This window comes from Pseudomonas putida (assembly GCF_004357765.1).
Classification (GTDB): domain Bacteria; phylum Pseudomonadota; class Gammaproteobacteria; order Pseudomonadales; family Pseudomonadaceae; genus Aquipseudomonas; species Aquipseudomonas putida_U.
Genome location: NZ_SMTE01000006.1, coordinates 201,420 through 219,580, shown reverse-complemented (window position 1 = coordinate 219,580; position 18,161 = coordinate 201,420). Strand labels below are relative to the sequence as shown.

23 protein-coding genes and 1 pseudogene are annotated in these 18,161 nt (G+C 61.1%); 6 read left to right on the top strand and 18 right to left on the bottom strand.

Features of this window, described 5'->3' with window-relative positions; all coding sequences use genetic code 11:
* Positions 1 to 94 precede the first annotated feature (94 nt).
* Complete coding sequence (locus E2H86_RS11015) at positions 95 to 2,392, top strand: TonB-dependent siderophore receptor (protein ID WP_133327607.1); 2,298 nt, start codon at positions 95 to 97, stop codon at positions 2,390 to 2,392.
* A gap of 87 nt (positions 2,393 to 2,479) precedes the next feature.
* On the opposite strand, the gene E2H86_RS11010 is transcribed toward E2H86_RS11015, so the two are convergent.
* Entirely contained in the window at positions 2,480 to 2,740 is a 261-nt protein-coding gene (locus E2H86_RS11010) for a hypothetical protein (protein WP_133327605.1), read from the bottom strand.
* 273 nt (positions 2,741 to 3,013) lie between these two features.
* Here E2H86_RS11010 and E2H86_RS11005 point away from each other — a divergent pair, with 273 nt between their 5' ends.
* Entirely contained in the window at positions 3,014 to 3,253 is a 240-nt protein-coding gene (locus tag E2H86_RS11005) for a type II toxin-antitoxin system RelB/DinJ family antitoxin (RefSeq protein ID WP_060478286.1), read from the top strand.
* Positions 3,243 to 3,368 (top strand): annotated as a pseudogene (locus tag E2H86_RS26770) (type II toxin-antitoxin system RelE family toxin); the annotation flags it as partial. The gene E2H86_RS11005 and the pseudogene E2H86_RS26770, both read left to right, overlap by 11 nt.
* Positions 3,369 to 3,452: 84 nt before the next feature.
* Here E2H86_RS26770 and E2H86_RS10995 read toward each other — a convergent pair.
* Positions 3,453 to 3,794: a helix-turn-helix domain-containing protein gene (locus E2H86_RS10995; protein WP_133327603.1), complete on the bottom strand. Its 342-nt coding sequence runs from the start codon at positions 3,792 to 3,794 to the stop codon at positions 3,453 to 3,455.
* Between the two features lie 506 nt (positions 3,795 to 4,300).
* On the opposite strand from E2H86_RS10995, the gene E2H86_RS10990 reads away from it, so the two are divergent.
* Positions 4,301 to 4,717 (top strand): transposase, encoded by a 417-nt coding sequence (locus E2H86_RS10990; protein ID WP_133327601.1) that lies wholly within the window; start codon positions 4,301 to 4,303, stop codon positions 4,715 to 4,717.
* A gap of 34 nt (positions 4,718 to 4,751) precedes the next feature.
* Here E2H86_RS10990 and E2H86_RS10985 read toward each other — a convergent pair whose 3' ends face one another.
* The 12 genes from E2H86_RS10985 to E2H86_RS10930 form a co-directional block, all read right to left on the bottom strand.
* Entirely contained in the window at positions 4,752 to 5,894 is a 1,143-nt protein-coding gene (locus E2H86_RS10985; protein ID WP_133327599.1) for a site-specific integrase, read from the bottom strand.
* Complete coding sequence (locus E2H86_RS26220; protein WP_133327597.1) at positions 5,891 to 6,106, bottom strand: DUF4224 domain-containing protein; 216 nt, start codon at positions 6,104 to 6,106, stop codon at positions 5,891 to 5,893. The genes E2H86_RS10985 and E2H86_RS26220 overlap by 4 nt, the downstream gene beginning before the upstream one ends.
* Positions 6,107 to 6,172: 66 nt before the next feature.
* Positions 6,173 to 6,850, bottom strand: a complete 678-nt coding sequence (locus tag E2H86_RS10975; RefSeq protein WP_133327595.1) for a hypothetical protein — start codon at positions 6,848 to 6,850, stop codon at positions 6,173 to 6,175.
* 12 nt (positions 6,851 to 6,862) lie between these two features.
* Positions 6,863 to 7,102 carry a hypothetical protein gene (locus tag E2H86_RS10970; protein WP_133327593.1) on the bottom strand — a complete coding sequence of 80 codons (240 nt, stop codon included), beginning with the start codon at positions 7,100 to 7,102 and terminating at the stop codon, positions 6,863 to 6,865.
* The gene (locus tag E2H86_RS10965) at positions 7,092 to 7,331 is read right to left on the bottom strand and encodes a hypothetical protein (RefSeq protein WP_133327591.1); all 240 of its coding nucleotides are present in this window, start codon (positions 7,329 to 7,331) and stop codon (positions 7,092 to 7,094) included. Before E2H86_RS10965 ends, E2H86_RS10970 begins: the two co-directional genes overlap by 11 nt.
* 65 nt (positions 7,332 to 7,396) lie before the next feature.
* The gene (locus tag E2H86_RS10960; protein ID WP_133327589.1) at positions 7,397 to 7,690 is read right to left on the bottom strand and encodes a hypothetical protein; all 294 of its coding nucleotides are present in this window, start codon (positions 7,688 to 7,690) and stop codon (positions 7,397 to 7,399) included.
* A 13-nt stretch (positions 7,691 to 7,703) separates the two neighbouring features.
* A complete protein-coding gene (locus E2H86_RS10955; RefSeq protein ID WP_133327819.1) occupies positions 7,704 to 10,421 on the bottom strand; it encodes a toprim domain-containing protein in 2,718 nt (905 codons plus the stop codon).
* Between the two features lie 14 nt (positions 10,422 to 10,435).
* Positions 10,436 to 10,681: a hypothetical protein gene (locus E2H86_RS10950; protein ID WP_133327587.1), complete on the bottom strand. Its 246-nt coding sequence runs from the start codon at positions 10,679 to 10,681 to the stop codon at positions 10,436 to 10,438.
* Between the two features lie 73 nt (positions 10,682 to 10,754).
* A complete protein-coding gene (locus E2H86_RS10945) occupies positions 10,755 to 11,129 on the bottom strand; it encodes a hypothetical protein (protein ID WP_133327585.1) in 375 nt (124 codons plus the stop codon).
* Positions 11,126 to 11,428: an ogr/Delta-like zinc finger family protein gene (locus E2H86_RS10940; protein WP_133327583.1), complete on the bottom strand. Its 303-nt coding sequence runs from the start codon at positions 11,426 to 11,428 to the stop codon at positions 11,126 to 11,128. The genes E2H86_RS10945 and E2H86_RS10940 overlap by 4 nt, the downstream gene beginning before the upstream one ends.
* Entirely contained in the window at positions 11,425 to 11,907 is a 483-nt protein-coding gene (locus tag E2H86_RS10935) for a YmfL family putative regulatory protein (RefSeq protein WP_133327581.1), read from the bottom strand. Before E2H86_RS10935 ends, E2H86_RS10940 begins: the two co-directional genes overlap by 4 nt.
* Before the next feature lie 29 nt (positions 11,908 to 11,936).
* Positions 11,937 to 12,149 carry a DNA-binding protein gene (locus E2H86_RS10930; protein WP_133327579.1) on the bottom strand — a complete coding sequence of 71 codons (213 nt, stop codon included), beginning with the start codon at positions 12,147 to 12,149 and terminating at the stop codon, positions 11,937 to 11,939.
* Between the two features lie 83 nt (positions 12,150 to 12,232).
* Here E2H86_RS10930 and E2H86_RS10925 point away from each other — a divergent pair, with 83 nt between their 5' ends.
* Complete coding sequence (locus E2H86_RS10925; RefSeq protein ID WP_133327577.1) at positions 12,233 to 12,568, top strand: helix-turn-helix domain-containing protein; 336 nt, start codon at positions 12,233 to 12,235, stop codon at positions 12,566 to 12,568.
* Between the two features lie 80 nt (positions 12,569 to 12,648).
* Positions 12,649 to 13,119: a hypothetical protein gene (locus E2H86_RS10920; RefSeq protein WP_133327575.1), complete on the top strand. Its 471-nt coding sequence runs from the start codon at positions 12,649 to 12,651 to the stop codon at positions 13,117 to 13,119.
* A gap of 283 nt (positions 13,120 to 13,402) precedes the next feature.
* On the opposite strand, the gene E2H86_RS10915 is transcribed toward E2H86_RS10920, so the two are convergent.
* From E2H86_RS10915 to E2H86_RS10900, 4 genes are read right to left on the bottom strand one after another with little or no spacing between them, the layout of a single operon-like run.
* Positions 13,403 to 14,638, bottom strand: coding sequence for a phage late control D family protein (locus E2H86_RS10915; protein WP_133327818.1), 1,236 nt, complete (start codon positions 14,636 to 14,638; stop codon positions 13,403 to 13,405).
* A 29-nt stretch (positions 14,639 to 14,667) separates the two neighbouring features.
* The gene (locus E2H86_RS10910; protein WP_133327573.1) at positions 14,668 to 15,108 is read right to left on the bottom strand and encodes a phage tail protein; all 441 of its coding nucleotides are present in this window, start codon (positions 15,106 to 15,108) and stop codon (positions 14,668 to 14,670) included.
* Positions 15,109 to 15,114: 6 nt separating this feature from the next.
* Positions 15,115 to 18,048 carry a phage tail tape measure protein gene (locus E2H86_RS10905; RefSeq protein WP_133327571.1) on the bottom strand — a complete coding sequence of 978 codons (2,934 nt, stop codon included), beginning with the start codon at positions 18,046 to 18,048 and terminating at the stop codon, positions 15,115 to 15,117.
* Positions 18,038 to 18,157, bottom strand: coding sequence for a GpE family phage tail protein (locus E2H86_RS10900; RefSeq protein WP_125924999.1), 120 nt, complete (start codon positions 18,155 to 18,157; stop codon positions 18,038 to 18,040). The genes E2H86_RS10905 and E2H86_RS10900 overlap by 11 nt, the downstream gene beginning before the upstream one ends.
* Positions 18,158 to 18,161 lie beyond the last annotated feature (4 nt).

The following is an 18,161-nucleotide window of genomic DNA, read 5'->3' as shown; positions in this document are numbered from 1 at the left end:
CGATTACATCCCCGTACACGCCGGGCATGGAGCCCAACGGGCTTATCCATAGAATCGTAACAAAAAATCATCTGCGAATACGAAGTCTTCCCAAATGAAACCCCACAGCACCCTTCGCCACGTCCAATTTCACTCCTGCGGCGGTAGCCGCCTCAGCCCGCTTGCCCTGTGCATCGCCTTGAGCCTGAGTGCCGGCGCCATGGCCGCCGATGGTCAGCCGCTGGAACTGGAGGCCACCCAGATCGAGGACAGCGCCTTGCTCCCTGCGGACGATGCCGGGCAGCTCGGTTACACCGTCGAGAGCAGCCGCAGTTCCACCGGGCTCAAGCTGACCCCACGGCAGACCCCGCAGTCGGTCACCACCATCACCCGCCAGCAGATGGATGACCGTGGTGTTCGCAACCTCGAGCAGGCGCTGGACACCACTCCAGGGGTGACCAGCAGCAAGTCGGAAGTGGGCGGGCGTACCGATTTCCGCGCCCGTGGCTACTCGATCAGCAACTGGAAGGTCGACGGCCTGCAGTTCCAGGGCGGCTCCGACTTCAGCGGCGGCGGCAACGCCCTGAACATGGACCTGTACGAGCGCATCGACATCGTCCGCGGCGCCAACGGCCTGCTCGGCGGCACCGGCGACCCCTCGGCTACCGTCAACCTGATCCGCAAGGCCCCGAGCAAGACCTTCGGCGGCAGCGCTTACGCCACCTATGGCAGTTGGGACAAACGCCGTCTGGGCGCCGACCTCAACCTGCCGTTGTCCGAGGATGGCCGCCTGCGTTCGCGTTTCGTCATGACCCAGCAAGATGCCAACTCGTTCCGCGACAACCAGTCCGAGCGCTCCCGCGCGGCTCTGGCCAACTTCGAATTCGACCTGGATGACGCCACCACCCTGGGCGCCGGCTATCAGTACGAATACAACAAAGTGGTCGGCGGTGGTTGGGGTGCCAACATCCCGATCTGGTACCGCGACGGCAGCAAGACCGATCTGCCGCGCAGCACCAATCTGGTGCCGAGCTGGAGCTTCGGCGAGTACACCACCCGCACCGCCTTCGGCTCCCTGGAGCATCGCTTCGACAACGACTGGACCCTCGACCTCAAGGCCGCCCAGAGCACCTCCGAGGTGCTCAATCATCGAGGGCTGGCCAAGGTCAACTCGGCGGGCCGTGGCAGCTACGGCGGCTACTGGGACCAGGATGGCAGCGGCGCGGTGCTCAACGGCTTGCACAGCTCCACCGACACCACCCAGCAGTCGGCGCAGATCGACCTGTCCGGCCCATTCCAATTGTTCGGTCGCACCCACCAGGCCATGGTCGGCTACAACGACAGCCGCACCGTGGCCTGGTCGCCGGAGTACACCTGCACCATGGTCAGCGCCGACACCGTCAGCGCGCCGTCCGTGGGCTGTCAGTTCCGCGCCAACAACGGCTTCCCGGTGACCGACTGGCACAACGGCGTGGACAGCGACTACGACCTGCTCGCCTCACGCACCGGTCGTCACAGCAAGACCACCACGCGCCTCCAGGGCATGTACGCCGCCACCCGCCTCAGCATCACCGATCCTTTCTCGGTGATCGTCGGTGTGCGCACCACCGATTACTCGGCCACCACCCACAGCGTCAGCGGCGTGCGCAGCAACCAGCAGAACAGTGGCATCGTCACGCCGTACCTGGGTGCGGTGTATGACCTCAACGACACCTACTCGCTCTACGCCAGCTACACCGACATCTTCAACCCGCAAACCGCCGAGACCGCCAGCGGCACCAAGGTCGAGCCGATCCGTGGCCAAAGCTACGAAACCGGTATCAAGGGTGCGTGGCTGGACGGGCGGCTGAATGCATCGGCGGCGTACTTCCGTACCAAGCAGGAGAACAAAGCGGTACTCGACGATGGCCTGACCACCCCCACCGGTGGCGATGCCTACAAGGCCGGCACCGGCCAGGAAACCGACGGTATCGACCTGGAGATCGCCGGTGCGCTGACGCCGAACTGGAACATCTACGCCGGTTACACCTACCTGCACTTCCGCCGCGTCGACAGCGACGGTCGCAGCGACCCGTCGCACCTATTCAAGGCCTCGACCACCTATCGTCTGTCCGGCCCGCTCGATCGCCTCACCCTGGGCGCCGGCGTCAAGGCACAGAGCAACATCCGCGCGGTATCCAGCCCCGCCGGGCAGCCGGTCAACGGCGTGAGTGCGGGGTCCACGGACGTGAACTGGTCGGGTTACGCGATCTGGAATGCCATGGCCAAGTACCAGTTGACCGACGATACGGCGGTGAGCCTCAACGTCGACAACCTGTTCGACAAGCATTACTACACCCGGTACGGGTTCTATGCCGGGGCGATCTATGGCGATCCGCGAAACATGTCGCTGACGGTGAGCACGGCGTTCTGACCCCGAGGCGGTGCGCCGTACCTGTAGGAGCCGGTTTGCCGGCGATGGGGCGGGCACAGCCACTTCCATTGGCTATGCAGGTCTGGGCTATTGCCCTTGCATAGCCTCTTGCTGCGGTCCATCGAAGCGCTGCCAAGCCTTCACGAACAGCTCTTCCTCATCGTCTTCCGGCATTTCATCGGAAACCAGAACTCGCACATCCGTGCTGTCCTCGCCTTCCATGCGCAAGCCGACGTAGCGGGTGTCGTTGGCATCCCAGAAGGCTTCCACCTGCGCCATGGAGGCGTTCTCAAGCAGCACCTCGGCATTGTGTTCCAGGATGATCGAGTAGCGTGTTTCGGTAATCATTGCAAAGTGGCTCGCAGGGGCGGAGTGGGGAGGCGGAGGGCGAGAAAAAGCGGTGCCATTATGCCGCTCTGCTGGGTTGCAATCCTGACCACTCATCGTGTGGGTTCCTGAATATAGGACTGTTTCCTAAGTGCATGGCACCTGCCAATGTGTGCAGTAGGCCTTGGCCTGGGGATGGCCAATCATTCGTCGGTTTGTTCTCATAAGCCACTTGTCTGCTGCCCAGAATTGCGCCACTGTAAAGACCATTGTCATTACAATGAGTAAGCCACCATGGCATCCATCAATGTTCGTATCGACGACGATCTCAAAATCCGAGCCTATCGTGAGCTTGAGCGGTTGGGTGTTACGCCCTCCGAGCTCATGCGCCAAGCCTTGCAGTACGTCGCCGAGCGCGGGCAGTTGCCTTTTAAACCTGTGCTCATGACTGATGAAGATGAGGCGCTGCTAGCGACCGTTCGCGAGCGCCTTGCCGACCCTCAGCGAGTGAAGGTTTCGCTGGATGACCTATAGCCTTGAGTTCGATGCGCGAGCGTTGAAGGAATGGCAAAAGCTGGGGGATACGATCCGGCAGCAACTCAAGAAAAAACTCGTCTCGGTTTTGCTGAATCCGAGGGTTGAGGCGAACTGGAGAAAAGGGGACTGATTTATTTATCAGACCGGCACGCGATGCAGGTTGCTGAAGACCGATTGAAGGAACTGAAGCAGGGGCTCAGAAAGATGGGGAGGGTTGGCTGCTGGGTGCTGGCGAGATGACGATTTGCGCAAGAGCGCCAGCGTCATGCGGGAGCAGGACCAGGCTCGTACGAAAGCCGAGCTTGTCGAGCATGTCCATCATGGCGTCCAGCGTAAATTTCTCGATCTTGCCATTTGCCAGCTCGGAGATACGCGATTGGGTCACGTTCAGCCTGACCGCAGCATCATGCTGCTTGAGGCCCATTTTTTTGATGCAGTCTGTTATGAAAATGGACAGATCCATCTTCAAGGCCATTTTGCTGGCCGTCTCTGCATCGTGGGTGGCGTGGAAGGGGCTTTCATGGAATTGAAGCGCCATTGGCTTGCCTCAGAAGAGATATCTAAAATTTACGATAAAAATCGTAGCTGGGCTTGATGGGCAAGTCAAAGCGTTTGTGTTCGGGGGCGTGTCCTTTAGGTTAGAGAATGCGGGATATTTGAGATTGCCGGGGCCGCTGCGCGGCCCATCGCAGGCAAGCCAGCTCCTACATCGATCGCGTCGGCAGCTATGATTTGTTTCGGCACGACCCTGGGCGGTGAGGGTTTTGCAACGCAAACAAAAAAGGCCCACCTTTCGGTGAGCCTTTTTTGATACTGCGTATGGTGCCGGCACCAGGAATCGAACCCGGGACCTACTGATTACAAGAAAGATGCTCTCTTGTTTTAAATCAACTAGTTACGTAGGTTTCTGGTACGTGAACTGTGAGCTGCAGAGGCCTAATTCACTGATACCTATTTCTGTTGGTACGCAGACGCACGGATGCAGGGTTGACTAGCTCGCAGGCCGGGCTACATTCGGACGGACACCAATCTGAGGTTTCAGAAATGACCAGCGACGATGCCGTACGCCAGCAACACACCCTGCAGACTCTCGTAAGGCTCTCCGAGACAGAGGCCTATTGCGATATCACGTTCTTCAATCGTGAACCGTTACTGGGCGTCCGCTTGAGCCCCAAGCTTGGTGCCGCTCTGATGTACGGGGCAGGTGCCGCGAAGATTGCCTCGATTCTCTCAGCTCTAGAAACTCGGACGGGCTTGTCCTTCAATGCGGCAGATGTGTGGGTGATTGTTGAATTTGGGCGCAGCCTGCCCACGCAAGAAGAGCTTGCGAATGTAGACCTTGCAGACGGGGACGCGGAAATCGCACCTGGTGTTTCTATGCGAGAAATGGCGCGGCAGGTCTATCACTGCCGGGATGACGTAGAAGCTGAGGCTATGCTGCGCAGGGTACTGGCGGCATGAGACCGGCGCGGCGCGTTATGCGCCGCCCGTTCATTCAGTCCCCTGATGGATGCACTATGGGCAGACTGAAATCGTAGATATCGAGCATGGACTCGTCGCGGTGGCCGCTGGCGTCTTGCTTCTGCTTGCGATCGCCGGGGGTATCTGTGATGCCCCGGCGTTTTAGGTCGTGCAGTGCGAAGCGTTGTTCCTCGGTAAGGACACCGTCCTTGATCGCCTTGGTGATGAAACGTTGCCAGGTTGTGTCCAAACTGGACTTTTGCAGTGCGCCGCCGTGGGCTGCAACAATGATGAATCGGCGGTCGGCCGTTGCTGGAGCGGGATAGGCCTGGCTCGTCCACACCCGGTCTCGATAGGCCTTGGCGCCTTCCCAGGCAGCCCGAAGCCGAGCAGTCCAGCGCACCACGTTATCGCGGCTGCCTTTGCGCCTATTTGTCTGCACGCCGTCTTCCAGTTCGTTGGCATCGGTCAGGGTCACGGCCTCGATCCCTCGCAGTCGGCACAAGTAGGCCAGCTCCATTACATAGCCCAGGTATGCCGGGCACGAACCACGCTGGCCACGCGTGAGCTGGCCCTTCTCGTAGGCACGGGCGATGAGAGCGGCCATTACCTTGGGGCTTGGCAGCCGGCGCTGCTTGCGTTCGGTCGGCGCCTCGATGCCCAGGGCAACGTTGATTTCCAGGAAGCCGCGGTTACGCCCCCACTGCATCACGCGCCGGAGGTATCGCAGAACGTGCGCGGCCTTGGACGGCGTGCCTTCGTCCGCGATCCGATCGACCAGGCGTTGCACCAGTGCCGAGGTGAATTTGCGCACAGACAGATCGCCCAAGGGTTTCTGGAGCTTTGTTGGAATGGCCACAAGCACATCGCGGCTGTACTCGTAGTCTTCTCGAGTCTTTTTAGCCAATTTCTTGAACTGCGAACTTTCGTGAAACTCCTTGCACAGGTGGTTGAGGCTATCCCGATCGATGCCATTCCTCTCCTCCATGATGCGGTGCAGCTCGGCCAACGTAGCAGTAGGCCCGGCAATGTTGGTCCGCTTGCGATTGCCGCCCTCGTCTCGCCAGGTGGTGTACCAGGCACCGTTCCAGCGGCTGTCAAAATAAACGGCCGCCGGAATGGCGGCCTGGTCTATGTGCGCAGGGATGTGCGGGTTGTGTTTACGCGACCGCCTCATAGGATCTCGCTGTCATATTTCTCGGTGACCGGCGATTTCCCGCCGGCTTGGTTGACTAGGTCGAGGGTGGTCCAGGGGCCATGCCGGCCCCAGAACCAGCGGATGCCCTGCTTCCGCAGGGCACCCTCCACACCAGAACGCCGCGTGTACCCGGTCAGTCGTTGCAAGTCCTGGAATGTCAGGACTGTGCTGGGGGGGTGTTGATGGATCATAGCGGCAGGACCTGCTGGATGATGACCAGAATCTCAGCCCTGAAATTCTTGGTCCGTTCGTCACGATCAGCCATAGCGCTCGGTTCGCTCCAGGGAAGCACGGGCTTTCCACGCCTGCCACTCGGGGTTTACGCCCCAGTCTTCATAGTTTCCATCTGGCCTTTGCTTGAGTTGGTGGGGAAGCCAACCCTTTTCGATAGCGTATGCCTCGAACGCCGTCCGCTCATCGCGCTGCGTCGGGACAGTGGGCTTTCCGCTGGAAGCCAAGGCCATTTCTATTGCACAGAAGGTGCACGACGGGTCGTGGGTGATGATGTCGTCTTCCTCCGGGCATTCACCGCAGCTGGCACACTGGCCGAGACTCCTGCTCGCGTGCTCAATATCACCATAGGCAATGGCCAGCAGAGCATTCAGGGTGTCGCGCTCTGCTTTAAGCCGCATGACTACCGGAAGGAAAGCTTCGCGGCACCCGTTCCATTGCTGGGCCATGTCCCAGGCGTCGTAGACCGCTTCGCCAACCACCGGAAGCTCGGAGTCGTCCTCCGGCTTCGGAAGAGATGCGCAAACTTCGTCGTCCTCAACATGAGGTGGAGTAGGCGCTGCCAGCGCCATCGCCTCATAAATTGCGAAAAGGCTGTTGCTGCCAGTGCGCTCCAGGTACTCGCGGGCTGCGTCAGCACCGGCCTGTTCCATGGCCTGGTTCGCTTTGTTTGGAAGTACTCGCCATTGAACTGAATTGGTCATCTTGGTTTTCTCTCAGCTGATGCGCTGCGCGGTGAACTGGATGTGTGAGTCGGTGCTGCAGCGGTTGGCTGCGAACAGATCCGGCTGTGTCATGTGGGCCCCAAGCTTGCTGGCCAAGGCGCGTGCGGCTGCATCGGCGCTGATAGTGCTGCTGGCGGTAGCCTTCTCGCCCCGCGCGCGAGCGGTGTAGGTGCCGGCGCTGAGACGAACGCTGATGACTAGGTCGATGGGGGCGTTTTGGTTAACGTGCATATCGGCGGCCTTGCTGTGCTTTTTTGGCTTCGACGTTGGCCATGTATGCCTCCCATTCGACAGATTTCCGCTGCTGGCGGATTTGGCTGCAGCGCTGGTGCTTCCTGGTCGAGCGGGCCTTGTTGCAGATGTCGCAGTGGTTCGGCAGGTCCAACGAGTGGCTGGCCAGCCTTGGGCGCGTCCCTGTGATAGCCTTCTCGGCGCCAACTCCGGGGGTTTCTACTTGCATGTCGTTTCTCCTTGGGATGGTTGGTGCCGGGGAGCTGCAACTCCTTGGCACCACTTCTTTCGAATTCAGTTGCGGCGGGCGAGGTGGACGACCAGGTCGTCGAACCTGTCGTCGTCTTCCACACAGCTCTGCCAGGCCAGGACCTCAAGGATCTGCGACCTGGTGCAGTCGTCGACCAAGATGTCCCGCTGCCCTGCGTGGAATCGCACTTCCAGGATTGAGAGCAAGCCGTCGCCGGCATAGGCCCCAGCGTTGACGATGGAGTGGTCTTTGCCGGCCTGCGCTAGTCGGTCCCGCTCTTGCTGCAGCTGGCTTTGCCCGCAGCCGCCGGCATTGCCCATCAGTACGTGAATCAGCATGGTGTCTCCTTGATTAGGGCTGGAAGATCCAGCACCGAACGGTGCGGCTGGTGTTGAAAGCGTCGGGCTGTCGGCCGGAATTGACCGGCTTGTTCGACTCGATGAATTTCGGAGATTTACTGGTCTTGAGTAGCCGCTTGAGATCGCTGATCGGCGGCACTTGCTGCCGCTTGTTGACGGCTTTCTCGACGAATTCGTTGAGGTTGACGGCAATCAGGTTGTCCTTGCGCGAGTGGTTCAGCCCGCCGTTGTCGTCGTCGCCATTGAGGAATTCGTATAGGTCCCAGAACTCACGCACTGTCGGGTGATCCGCGTTAATAGCCTGCTGGCGTTCTTCCGCCATGCGGGTGATCTCCTGGTGCACCAGCGCCTTACGCTCATCGTTGAGCGGAACGACCTGGGCCAGACCGTCGACCAGGCTGCGGAGCTGGGCATGGTTCTTCGCGATCCGAACGGTGCGAATGCCAGGGCGAGCGAGCAGCTCTTGCTCATAGGTGCCAGTCCGCTCCTCAAGGAGGCGGATGATCTCGCTCTCTTTCTGCAGCGCCTTGATGATGAAGCCGCTCACCTTTTCCATCGGCATGCGTTCCAGTTCCTCGGCCAGCAGCTTGGTTTCCGGTGTCTGGTGCTCACGGGTCAGCATGCAGTGCGCAATCCGCTGCAGGATTGGTTCAGAGGCGTTGACCGCGTTGTTCTGTGCGATCAGCACAGCAGCGCGGAAGGGCGGCTCGCGTGTCTCGTTGCCGTTGTTCTTCACGCCGGTCGAACGAACTGAGCGCCCGTTGTAAGCGGTCTTGATTTCGTCCCAGTCAAAGTGCTTCACCGGAGCGCCGTCCTTTTGCTCTCGCTCGGACTCGATAAGGACTACGGGAAGGTTGGCCACCTGGGCAAAGTTGCGTGCCCGGCTGGCCGGTGTGGCCTTGGAGGGGTCGAAGCCTTCGTACTCGGTCCGGCCGACCAGCTTCCACAGGAATTCCACCAGCGTGGTCTTACCCGCGCCGGCTTCACCGACCAGCTCGAAGAAACAGAAGGACTTCTGCAACTGGCGGATCTGCTCGGCATGCAGCGAACCAAGCCACCACACCAAGACAACCACGCCGCGCACGCCGAAGCACTTCCAGAAGGTGTCAAACCAGCCGGCGTGGTAGTCGGCCAGGTCGGTATTCACGACCAGGGTCGGCGACTGGCTCTGGGACTTGATGCTCAGTTGGCCGACGTCGAAGAAGTCCTCGTCGTTCAGGTGGTGGACCTTGCCGTTGGCGATCGCCAGGTCGTTGAACACGTAGACGCCGTGCTCCCTGGTGTAACCGATCCAGTCAATGGTGTTGACCCGCTTCAGACAGTCCAGTTGCGGCTCCAGCATGCGCTCCAGCTGAAGTGCGCTGCCGGTGAACATCCCGCCGTTGGAGACATTGAGTAGGCGCTTCTTGAACTCCGGCGCCGACGACAGCTGTGCAGCCGTGAATGTGCTCTTGGTCGCCGCCATGCCAGGACGTTCAATGCGGAAGTAGTACCAGGCCTCGTCGGTCTGCTCGTTGCGCATGTTGTACAGAGCCTGGAAATAACAGTTCGCAATGCGGACTACCGCCCCACACTCGCGCATCGCCTTGTCTCGCCGCTGGCGATCGTTGAGTAGCTGATCTTCCTGGCTTTCGGAAGAGTCCATTTCCCGCATCCGGCGGTCGAACTTTTCCAGGTCAAACTTGAACCAGTAGAGCCGGTTCTTGAACGAGAAGGAAAACTCCCCGCGGGGCTGCCAGTCGTACATCAGCAGGCCCTTTTCCTCGGCAGTTTCGGCGAGCAGCAAGGCTCCCTCATGGCGGGCCTGCTTGAGGTCGCTCTCGACCTGGCCAGCGCGCTGATCGTCTTCCAGGAAATTCCAGCGCAGGTGCAGGTCATTCCAGTCGACCTTTCGGCCGTCAGGCTGGGGAACGAGCGCAGCCTCGCACTTGAAACCCATTTCCCGGGCATCTTTCGCCCAGCGCCGGGTGTTCTTCTTGGCCACAGGTTCATTGTCTAGGGCCCAGATCAATTTCGGCGGGCGCTTGTCTGCCTCCTGGCAGGTGCGCAGCAGGGCCTTGAGCGACTCGGTGGGTAGAGGCGCGCTCGACATCATGGAAACGGCAGCAATGCCGTTGTGCATCAGCGCAATGGCGTCGAAGATCCCTTCCACTATCCACAGCTCGTCTACTTCGAGCAGATCCAGTGCAGGGGGGCGCCACCAGACGCCGCTGTAGCCTGCGCGGCCTTCTCCGGTCGGTTGGAAGCGAGCCTTCATTTTGCCAAAGCGGTTTGGCCGGTCGATCAGGCGCTCCCAGTAGCCGCCTTTCTCCAGCGGGAAGCGCACAGTGGCGCTGCCGATCTTGAGCTTGTGGTCGTAGTAGTTGTCCTGGGCGTACCACCCTTTGATCAACTCTTCGCGGAAGCCGCGGTTGAACTCCAGATAAGCGCGGGCGGTGGCCGCCGGGTCGCTCTCGGTCGATGGGGCCAACTCGCTCCAGTCGTTGAACAAGTCGTCGTACAGGTCCTTGACATGCACACGGTGGTTGCACTTTTCCGGGCGTCCGCAGATCAGCATCCAGGGGGCGTCGTGGTAGGTGTAAAGCGTCTTCTGACCGCAGCCATGCGCAGGGCATTTACCTTTGCGCATGAACTTGGTTCCAGGCATGTGCTTGAGGCCGAAATCACGTTCCAGGCGCTGCAGTACATCAGTGCGCAGCCGCTCTTTCATGGGGTGGGTCGTGGTCACAGCGCACGCTCCGACTTGGCCGGGCCGAGCTTCTGCTCCAGCGCTTTCCGCGTACGGCAAATGCCTTGCAGGTGGGGAACATCGGCAAGCACCTTGGGAGCGCGCTCACCCGCCGGTACGTTGCGATACCGGTCGGAATACCAAACGTCCGCCATGGTGAGGTTGAATTGGCTGTTGAGCCATTGCAGGTAGTGCGCTGCCTGCTGCTCATCCAGCTCAATTTGAAGGTTGATCTTGCTCATATCTGCCACCAGTTGAATGCAGTTTCCCCTTACCCACGCGGTACGGGGCATCGGGAAAGGGGTTGGTTCTGGGTTACTTCGAGGTGTCGCGGTGTTGCAGCATGCGGCGCGGTAGGTAGCGCGCTGGCACTGGGTATCGGTGCTGGGTGACGGTATCCAGCAGTACCAGCCGAGGGCGGTAAATGCCGCTGGTAACGCACACCCCTACAAGCTGCAGGCGCTTGGTGGTCTTACTCTCGAACTCAGCGACAGCCAGCTCAGCGATGCGCTGCACCAGGTGGTCGGGCACTTCCAGCGACATGGCCAGGAAGGCGCGGCAGTTGTCGAGCACCTGGTGGTCGCCGGCCAAGTGCAGACCTTCGCGTCGGAACAAGAAGGCCACGGCGGCTTGCTGCATGGCGGCGCGGTAATCGGTTTCTGGGTTGGTGGTCAGGGCGATTGCATTCATGCGGTGGCTTGCTCCATGTCCAGTTGGTCCAGCAGGTCGGGTTGGTCATCAGCAGCGGCGGACTTCATGGCTTGGCGCCGAAGGGCTACGGGCGCGACGGGCAGCCGCACAGTAGGGTTCGGCATACCGCTCGGGCTCATTTCATGGGTCATTTCGAACTGAGCCCGGACGGACCAGCCGCAGGCCTCGTTCACGCATTGCAGGTAGGCAATCCGCAGAAAAATGTGGGTGCCTTCACTGGTGCGGATGCGCATCTTTCCGTTGCAGTGGGGGCAAACGAGTTTGTAGGCGCTGCTCACTGCTGCCCCCTTGCGTTTGAGGGGCTGTACAGCTGAATGGTGGCTGCCACTTCGGCAGTACGCGCCGCCATGTAGCAGGTGAGCGCCTGGATGATTCTCATCGCCTCGGACGAGTCGATTTCGCCGTCCTGGATCGCGGTATGGATCAACTGGTCGATGAGTCCCAGCTTCGCGTCGCTCTTCAACGAACGCTGGTACAGCTCGACGTTGTCCAGGTCCTCGGTCTTGGTCAGCGGCACGAACATGCCGCCGTACAGCCGGGCAATGAACTCGGGCAGGTGGGTGGTGTTGATGTCTTGCTCGAGCAGCTGGATCTGCTCATAGCTTAGTGGGCGGCTGCCGGCGTTCTCGTAGACACGGTTGTCGAACTGTTTGAGGCCGATGCCGAGGCGCGTTGATGCGCACTCACGACCGCCTGGGTAAGCGCATACAACGGCGCTCACGACCTGGCGCAGGGTTTCTAGAACGGGGGTCTTCATGTTCTGGTTTCTTCCTTGGGCCAGGGCGGCTACTTTTTCTTCGCGCCGGGCTTTATGCCCAGCAGGACGGCGGCGCGGTGAGCTTCACCACGGAGGCATTTCTTCTGCCCTAAGAGCACGGCATAGACAGTGCTTGGGTGCAGCCCATGCTTGAGGGCGAACTCTTTGACCGAGATACCCTGTTTCTCCAATCGGAGACGGGCGTCCTGGCAGGCTTGCTCGGTTATATGGGTGGCGTGCATAGTGGCAATCGTGCAATTTCGTGTAGTGGTACGCGAAGGATGATGCACATTTGTTCATTTGTAAATATAGAAAAGGAACGTTTGTGCATCTTCTTGAAGAAATAGGTGCGCGCCTCCAAGCCGAACGCAAGCGGCTTGATCTAACCCAGGACCAAATGGCAGCGCTTGTAGGCGTCTCCAAACGGACCCTTGCCAGCTATGAGGCTGGAACCCGAGAGGCTGGAGCGCTGCTGCTGAACCTCGCGGTTGGCGCCGGCGTGGATGTTCTTTTCGTGTTGACTGGCGTTCCGTCACCCCAGGCGGCGGACAGTCTCTCTACCGGTGAGGCCCAGTTGGTCGAGCGCTATCGCCGCATGTCCCACGAGGCCCAGGGCACTATCAATTCCGTCAGCGAGGCGCTGGCGACTTTCAGCAAGTAGCTGACCAGGATCGGCGGGCGCCGGCCCCAGCTTCTCAAGCAATCGCAGTCCGGCGGCTGCGACGGTATGGAACCCAAGGAATGAATGGCTTCGGACGTGCTGTGGTGCGCGGCGCTGGTGCGCTGCTGGTTGCGCTGTCGATAGGGAGTGCTTACGCCAGTGAGTTCAGCGATAAGGTCGAGCGGGTGCTGTCGTCGTCTACGATCGATTCGGTGAGCGAGTCGGGAAAAGCTGGAACAGTTGTATTGAAGGTCCCAGCCCGTTCGCCCGACTACTACGAGTCAGGGGATAAAGCGAACAAGATTTTTGCCGTCGAGTCGGTTCGGATTCTTCGGGAAGTCCCCGATCTTGAGCGGCTCACGGTTACCATCCCGCGTGATGGCAAGGCTCAGACTCTGGATGTGACGAGAGCGCAGGTAGAGCAGTATTACAGCATCAGTCTGTCCGACCTGGCGGCGAACCCGTCCAGCTGGCGTGAGAGCTTCATTCAGCCGAACGACAACAAGCAGTCACGCGCTGACTTCGTCAAGAAGTTTGTTACAGAAAAATAATGTCACTTTGACATCAAGTGGGATGGTGGCACGCGCTGGTATGCAGAAAATAGGTGACTCCCGAGCGTTAAGTACGGTGCCATGGTGGCGCCGAGCGCTTGAAATGGAGTTTCTATGCTGGATCGCAAGTGCCCAAGTTTGAAGGACCTGGTTCGTGTTGTGTGGCTGTTCTGTCGTCGGAATGACGATCAGCGCCGGCAGATCACGATGATTCTTGAAGCCTTCGAAGTGCAGGACCACCCATAGAGCACAATGAGCCCCGGTCAGCGAACCGGGGCTGTCACTATGTCTTGGCTGCCTGCAGCTTCTTCCACTCCCGATCGGCCGCCTTCTGGGCTGCTTCCTTGGTGTCGTATACCCGCTTGATCCGTTTGGGGGTTGTCGAGTCGCCAGCCACAACCGAGGTTTCCTTCCCGGTCGCTTTGTCCCTGTAGAACGCCACCACGCCTGTATAGGCGCCTGCCTTCGGTTCCTCGTAGAGCGTATCGACGGTGTCCTCGGGCAGTTTGCTTTCCAGCTCAAGGCTGGTGGTGAAGCCCCCGTCGGCTGTAAGGCTGTGCTGGACGTTCCCGCCGTACCAGACAATGGCATCGATCTCCGTCTTGACCCCGCGCAGGCTGTAGGTCAGCTCGGGAATGAGGTCTGCCCGGCCCTTGGCCAGGTTGTAGCTCAACGTGGCGCTACCTCGCTGTAAGCGATTCAGCTCCGATCGGGCGGCTCGCAGTGCTGAGTCCCGATCGCTGTAGGTGTGGCGCAGATCCTTGACCTTGTCGCCGCCGCCGGCAATCGCCTCCTGTTTCTTGGTGCTGCCCACGTCGTAGTAGTAGGCCTTCACCCCGTCGTAACTGTCGCGATCGGCCTGTAGGAAGCGGTGGCCGTCGCCGTCGCTCCTGGTCAGGGTGATGTGGGGTAGGGCGGTGCCTCCGGCCGTCTTGCCGCCGCCTGCCGCGAGGCACACCAGACAGCCGGCCTTCACCGTGATGACGGCGTCGTGCAGCTCGCCCAGGCGCGTGAGGATGTTGGCGTCCGACTCATTGGCCTGGTCCAGGTGCGCCACCACGCGCTCAGCCACCGCCGCTGCGATACTCGTCTTGAGGTCGTTGGCACTCGCTATATCACCCAAAACCTGGCCAAGGGTGGTGCTGCTCCAGCTGCGCTCGCGCTTGGTCTTCAACCCGTTGCGCAAATCTGCCGATCGAGCGCGGATATTGAGCATGTCTGGTGACCCACTGTGCTCTGTTTCGTCGACGGTGTACGAGCCCTTGTAAACCAGACCGGTGTCGCTCCATCCCAGCCAAAGCTTGACCACAGCTCCCCGCGGCGGGATCTCCAGCAGCCCGTCGTCATCGGTGAGGCTCAGGCTCAACTGATCGGCCTCCAGGCCGCGGTTGTCGGTGAGCTGCAGGCTGGTGAGCCTCGGGCTGATGGCCTGGGCCATGTCCTTGCCGTTGACGGTGAGGCGGTATGCCGGCATCGAGTTGCTGCTGTCGCGCCGCAACTCGTCCTGGACGTCTTGCATGTACGCGACAACCCGGAGTTCATCGTCGGTCACAGCACGGCCCTCAGCAGGCTCGATGTGCGGCTCGCCACGCTGCCCAGCAGGTCGATGCGGCCAGCGTCAATCCTGGCCAGGGCGAGGTTGAACTCGATGCGACGGGGCGCGCCGTCTGGGAAAAACACCGTCTGCGTTTCGCTCAGGCTCTCGATGACATACAGCCCGCGCATGCGTCCGGTACCGTCCACCAAGGGCCAAGCACGGCCGGTGTTGGCCATGCTCCGGATCTCGTCCAGGCTGATCGGGTCGCCGGCCAGTTCAGGGAGGATGACGCCGGGCAGGGTGATCTTGTCGTCGCCTCGGCCTACGAATTGCCGAGCCGGTGGCGCGCCGACTCGGTTACTGCTGGCGTGTCGCCAATCGGTCTGGCGCTGCAGTTCCTGGTACGCAAGGGTGTGCATGCTGAAAACGAACATGCCCAGGGCGAGCATCATGGCGGGTTACTCCTGGTCAGAAAGGCGGCTGCGGTTACGAGCGGACTTCTCGCGATCGCGGCGGTCCAGCTCGACGCTGACGGCACGGGCAATTGCTTGAGGGTCCGTTCCCTGGGCGGGATGAATGTTGATATTGATTACGTCGTGACTGTCGCTCACGGCCGGGGCCGCGGTTGCCACAGGCGGGCGGTTGTCGAGGCTGATGCCTGGGGCTGCATCGGTGATAAGGGCCTTGCCGGTGTTGAGCTGTGGGGCTACCTCCTTGATTTCAGGCTGAGCCACATTGGCCAGGGCCAACTGCTTGCTCAAGCTCATAACCTCGACTGGAGCAACCTTGGCAGCTGCGTTGATGACCGGACTCGGTACGGCCTGGGGTGCAAGCTCAATCTTGCCCAGTTGCGCACCGGTGCTGCGGGCACTTGTCGCGAGGGCCTTCCCCGCCTCGATTTCAGGCGCTTTCGCAGCTAGGTCGAATTGCTCGGGCTGACCCGGGTGCGCACCCGTGCTTCTGGCGCTCGTCGCGAGGGTTTTCCCAAGTGCGATTTCGGGTGCTTTCGCCGCCAGGTCGAATTGCCCGGCCTTGGTGAGGTCCTGGCCCATGCGAGCAACCGCCTCGAGCGGGGCCTTAGCGCCGGCATCAACGCCCATGGCCAGGCCCTCGGTGGTGAAGCCGCCCAGCTCGGCGAACACCCGCGACGGACTGTGAATGCCTAGCTTCTCCTTGAACCATCCAATGGTCGATTCACCCAGGCTGGTGATGGTGTCCTTGACCAGGCCAAGGCCGGCAGTAAGGCCACCGATTAGGCCGTTGATAATCATTCCACCGAACTCGGTAAAGCGAGACGGCATCTCTACGCCCAGGTAGTTCAGGACGGCAGAAAATGCCTGATAGACCAAGCCGATCGGGCTGAAGTTGGCCAACACGGTGAGGATTCCGGCGATGCCACCGCTGAACCCGGATTTGATCTCCGCCCAGGCGCTGGCGAAATAGGCCTTCACCTGGTCCCAGTTCTGGTAGATCAGATAGGCCGCACCGGCAATCACTGCCACGGCCGCGGCGATCGCCAGCACCACGGGGTTTGCAGCCAGCCCCCAAAGCGCGATCGATACCGTTCGAATGGCGCCGAGCAGTCCACCCGAGAGCATGCCGATCAACCGCCCGACCACGGGGAGCACTGTGGCTCCCTTGAGGGCGAACAGTGACATGCCGTACTGCGCGAGCGCGAACGGGCCTAGCACGCTGGCCATGGCCATTGTGAGCGCACCCATACTGGCGACCAGAACTGCTACGGCGGCTGCGCCTTTGGCGATTCCGGCTGCCAGCTCTGGGTTGGCGCTGATCCAGGTCCGGGCTGCGCCCACAATCTCTGTAACGGTCTGCACTAGCTCCCGCAAAGGACCGCTCTCACCGTCCACCAGCTCGCCTACGAGCGCGCTCCAGGTTCCAGTGAGCTTGTCCAGATCGCCGCCCAGGTTGTCCCTGAACGTCTTGCCCATCTTGTCGGCTGCACCGGTGACGTCTCCAAGGCTGGCGGTACCGCCGGCCAGGGCCTTGAGGAAGTCGGGTATCTGGTCGACGGCAAGATCCTCGACAGGGGTACCGAATAGGGCGATTGCTGCATTGGCGCGTTGGGCCGGGTCCTTGATAAGCAGCAAGGCGTTGGCCGTCTTGGTCAGCGCGAGGCGAGCGTCGGTGCCGCCCTTCGCGATGGCCGTGGACATTTTTGCGGCATTCAGGCCGATCGAGGCGTAGGCCTCTGTGCTGGCCTTCGACATGTCCGAGCCGCGGATGGAGAACTCCTTGATGGCGTCACCGGTCTTGTCCAGGGCGAACTTGCCCTGCTGGGCCATGTTGACCAGGAGGCTCATCGCCTCTTCGCCGGTGAACCCCATGCCGCGGAAGTGGGTGGAATACTCGTGCAGGATTTCGGGGATCTCGCCCCGCATCTGCGTCGATACCTTCTGCATACCGGCGGCGATCAGGTCGAATGCCTCTTCACTGCTGCCGGCCAGCTTGTTCTTCATGAGGATACCGACCATCTGCAGGCTCTCGGCTACGTCGACGCCCATGATCTGGGAGAGGTCCAAGGCGCGTCGTGCGGCCTGGTCCAATTCCTTGTCGCCGACACTGCCCATGGCCCCGAGCGTGCTCTTGGCAGCGGCCACGGCTTCGCCGATTTCGGCTGTGTCTGTGCCTTGGCCGTCGGTGCGAATATCCCGGATGATTTTCGAGTACTTGCCTGCTCGATCGGCGGACTCGCCGGACTGGGCCGCGATCATCGAGCCCTGGTGCGCGACTTCCAGCTGGGGCGAAAGGATCGCGGCCCCGGCCATACCGGCGCCAATTCCTGCTGCGACCCCCGCGGCGCCGGCGCCGGCCATCTTGCCGGCCCGTCCCTGGGCCTTCTCCAGGCGTTCCTTGGCCTGGGCAGCTTTGCGCTGGGTGGCGGCCAGTTGCTTGAGCCTCGTTTCCTGCTGTTCGATGGTGTTGTTGGTCTGCGCCAGTTCCTTGCGCAATGCCGCGTTGTGCTGGTTGAGCTTGCGCGTGTCGATCCCTGCCTCGCCAAGGCGGCGCTGCAGGCCCCGCAGCGCGAGCTGTTCGGCCTCCGTCTGCTGCTTGAGCGCGTTGGTGGTCCTGATGGCGGCCTGAAACTCGGCTGTCATCTGCTTGGTCGGGGCATCCACGGTGGACATGGCCTGGCCCATTTCCTTGACCTTGGCCCGAGCCTCTTCGAGTGCTTGGGCCGTTTCGCGGGCCTGTGCATGTTGCTTGCGCCATGCGCTCACGTCCTTTTGCTGGGCGTTGAGCTCCTTGAGACGGTCCCTTGTCAGCTTGAGCGCGCTGGCGGTTTCCTTTCCGCCCTGGTTGATCTCGCGCAGCGGCGCAGTGGCTTTGTCCACGGCGTCCAGCAGCACCCTCAGCCGTAGATCATTTGCCATCGCCACTACTCCTTACTCGCGCGCGCTCGCGCCATTCCATCAGCTCTTGGACGCCCAGCCGGTCCATGTCGGCCGGGGTCCAGTGAAACACCACGGCCAGGTCGGCCATGGCG